The sequence below is a fragment of the Parapedomonas caeni genome (genome assembly GCF_041060555.1).
In the GTDB taxonomy this organism is placed as follows: domain Bacteria; phylum Pseudomonadota; class Alphaproteobacteria; order Sphingomonadales; family Sphingomonadaceae; genus CAUJIW01.
The window spans coordinates 1-3,273 of record NZ_JBEUDS010000056.1; the positions used below are offsets into that span (position 1 = coordinate 1).

6 protein-coding genes are annotated in these 3,273 nt (G+C 67.2%); all 6 read right to left on the reverse strand.

Annotation, left to right across the window (positions count from 1 at the left end):
* Positions 1–336: hypothetical protein (locus ABU113_RS17045; protein WP_454560647.1), on the reverse strand; the 336-nt coding region annotated here is incomplete at its 3' end.
* Between the two features lie 94 nt (positions 337–430).
* Positions 431–1,078, reverse strand: a complete 648-nt coding sequence (locus ABU113_RS17050) for a DUF6441 family protein (protein WP_454560648.1) — start codon at positions 1,076–1,078, stop codon at positions 431–433.
* The gene (locus ABU113_RS17055; RefSeq protein WP_454560649.1) at positions 1,075–1,389 is read right to left on the reverse strand and encodes a head-tail joining protein; all 315 of its coding nucleotides are present in this window, start codon (positions 1,387–1,389) and stop codon (positions 1,075–1,077) included. Before ABU113_RS17055 ends, ABU113_RS17050 begins: the two co-directional genes overlap by 4 nt.
* A 2-nt stretch (positions 1,390–1,391) precedes the next feature.
* Entirely contained in the window at positions 1,392–2,414 is a 1,023-nt protein-coding gene (locus ABU113_RS17060; protein ID WP_454560650.1) for a major capsid protein, read from the reverse strand.
* A 94-nt stretch (positions 2,415–2,508) separates the two neighbouring features.
* Positions 2,509–2,898, reverse strand: a complete 390-nt coding sequence (locus tag ABU113_RS17065) for a head decoration protein (RefSeq protein WP_454560651.1) — start codon at positions 2,896–2,898, stop codon at positions 2,509–2,511.
* 17 nt (positions 2,899–2,915) lie between these two features.
* The coding region (locus ABU113_RS17070; protein WP_454560652.1) for a hypothetical protein at positions 2,916–3,273 on the reverse strand (358 nt) is incomplete at its 5' end.

Genomic DNA, 3,273 nt, shown 5'->3' on the forward strand with positions numbered 1-3,273 from the left:
GCAAAACCTCAACCTGCCGAAGCTTCGTGACGATCTCGTCGGGCTTGTGTCGCTTGTTTGCCATTGTGGTCCTCCTTCATGGTCAAAACCATACTTCAAGGTGGACCCGTTCAATGGGGGTGGATCATAGACCTCGATCTCGACACGGTGGGCGTAGAACTCCGTGCGCGGATTGAGCGTCACGTCCGGCTCTCCCGGATCGCCGTCGCGCAGGATGACGAGACCGGATGCCGGCACCTTCTCGGGCAGCACTTCATTGCGACGCACGTTCGCGTCCAACGTGTTGTCGAGCGCCTGGAAGAGGGCGCCGAGGATGGCTTCACGACGGCTGGACACTGGTTTTCCTCAGGCTTGAGGGCAATGCAGGTGATCGCTCCGCACGCGGTGCGGCGCGCACATGCACCGGGATGCGAAGAAGGCGAAGACGGGGCTACCGCCCGTCGACCCAGTTGCGGACGACCAGGCCGGGCAGCCGCTCCTGCCAACTGTTAGCGGCGGAGGCGACATCGAGCCGCTTCCTGAATGTGACCTGCGGCACCAGAATGAAGATCGGCACGGTCACCAAGCCGCGCCCGCTGCGCACAGCGGCGGCACTGGCTCTGGCGTATCCGCCTCGCTTCCCCGTCCGCGCGCGCATGTTGTCGGCGACGAGCAGAGACGCAGCGTTGCGCCGGTAGACGAAGCGCAGCCGCTGCCCGGTCCGCCGTTCCCATCCACCGGGCGTAATCTTGCGGCCACCGTCGCCAAAGCGTCCGGCGGCAGCGGTCGGAATGGCCAGGAAGAAACCCTTGGTCGACCGGATGGTGGCGCCGTCTTCGTAAATGCGAATGATGCCCGGCGCTTTCGACCAGACGAGTCCCGCCGCCCGGATGCTGTTCTGGCCCTTGGGGAAGGTCTCGGACCGCCAGGTGCGCGCCAGCCGAGGGCCGAGCCCCGCATTGGTGACCTGCGTTCTGAGCTCGGTCTTGAGTCCCTCCGCCGCCTCACCGACACCGGCCGTGACAGCCTTTTCGGCCGCCTTGACCTCCTCGGCCATGATGCGACCAAGGTCACCGATGATGGTCGCGGACAGCCTCATACCGGTCTCAGCTCGACGCTCCAGACAAGGCGTTCGCTGTCGCGCACGGGCTCTCCCTGGACGACGTAAATCGCGCCGTCGATTTCGAAGGCATCGGCTTCCGCCAGGCTCGGGGCGTCGTGCGTTCGCACATCGCCAAGGACGCTTTCGCTCCAGATGCGCGTCTCGCCGAAGCTCTCGACACGATCCGGCTGTCGCAAGACAATCCGGACCGTCACCGGCGCGCCCGTGCCGCCCGCCCGCCAGACGGCATCCCGCGCGAGGTTTGGGTCGGCGAAGAGGTCGTCAACTGCCTCCGCGAAGATGCTCATGCTCAGTTGCTGGAGAAGATGCGCACGGCAAGACGCGGACGCTTGTTGATCGGCAGGATCGAGGCCTCGGTCTTGACCTCGATGGCGCTGCCGTCGGGGCGAGCGATCTGCCGCGCGTAGATCGGCAGGCCGACCGTGTTGACCGTCTCGATGAGGTTGGCCGGCGCGCCGTGGGTGACGAAGGTATCGAGGGTGCCCAGCGGGAAGGCGATGCCCTCGCCGGAGGGGATCAGCGTTTCCGTTGCGCCGGTCGAGAGCGTGACGGTGGCGTTGTACTCCTCGAACAGGATGCCGGCGAAGGGAAAACGTCGGCGGGTGTCCTCGCGCAGCGGCTGCGCCCCGGTCGAGGAATAGTACTTGTAGGCCTCCTCGACCTTGGCGTGACCGATCAGCTTGTCGAAGAACTCGGGGCTCACCATCGCCAGCACACCGGTCATGGTCTCGCCTTTGAGCTCGGTCTCGACCTTGCGCAGAACGTCGCGCACCTTGCCCTGGACCTGGGTGCCGGCGGTGCCGAGCACGAAGTCGGTTTCGAGCTGCGTGAGCCCGAACTCGGTGAAGTAGTTGTAGAGCGTGGTGCCGGCGCCGTCCTTGACGATGCCGCGCAGCGCGTTGACCTCCATGTACTCGCGCGTCTGGGCGTGCTTGACCCGCATGCGGGTGAGCTTGCGCTCCATGACGGTGGCGAGCGGGTCGGCGGCGTCTGCAACGCCAAAGCCGCGCACGCCTTGGATGTCCTGGGGCGTGATCACGTCGTCGTGCGGGATCCACGGCACCGTGAAGGAGCGCATGGAGCGCGTGTCGCGATTGGCGACGGTGGCGGGACCGCCCAGCGGCACGGTGGGCAGGAGGTTCAGCACGCCCTCGGCCTGCTCGATGACGACGGAGCGCTGTGTGACGCCTTCGAAGCGGAACAGGCCCATCTGCCCGAGCCGGGTGTAGACGTTGGGCAGGATGTTGATGGCCTGGGTCATCTCGGCGAGCGAGTAGCCGCCCGCGTCGAACGGGTTGATCATGGCGACCATGATGTCGGGTCTCCTTGGGATAGAACGGGCATGAAAAAGGCCCCGAAGGCGGACGCCTCGGAGCCGGTGACGGGTTGGGTCTGACGAGCGTGGATCAGGCGGTGTCGCGTGGCACGATGCCGGCGGCGCTGAGCTCGGCGTGCTTGGCCGCCGTCTTGGCCGCATCATCGACGGCGGCGTCGAAGACGAGCGCCGCCTTGGAGACGATTGCCGGGCCGCGGGCAACCACGAGGCCGGTCCTGTCGCCGGCCGTCGCGTCGACCGCCTCGATCAGGACGGCCGTTGCGACCTCCGCACCCTCGTCTCCGACGACCTCGGCGTCCGGCGACAGGCGGTACTTGCCCGAGGCGGTGATCCGGCCGAGGACGGATCCGAGCGCATAGTTCGTGCCAGCCTTGAGGATCACAGCCTCGCGGCAGTAGCTCGCATTGAGCTCGTATTTGAGCAGGTCGCCGAGGGTCGGCGACATGGTGAGAACGGTCATGATGATCCTCCTTGTCGTCAGCTGCGGTTGGCCGAGGCGCGCTCACGCGCACGACGCACGATGGGGCTTTCGCCGCCGTTCGAGGCCGGCGAGCCGCCCGGTGACGGCGCCACGGCAACCACAGAGCTCGCCTCGGCGCGTGCCGCGAGGGCATCGAGGATGGAGCTGCGCAGCGCGTGAGGCGCCACTCCCTTCGCCATGGCGTCGGCGGCGTCGATGGCGACGCCCAGCCGGGCGCCTTGGGCGGTGATGGCGGCGATCTCCGCATATTCGGCGCGCAGCCGCTCGGCCGTTTGATCCGTCTGCGCCTCCGTCGCCTCCGGCGGCGCGGCGGGCGCCGCTGGTTGCGGCGTTCCGAGAGTTTCCGGATCGGAC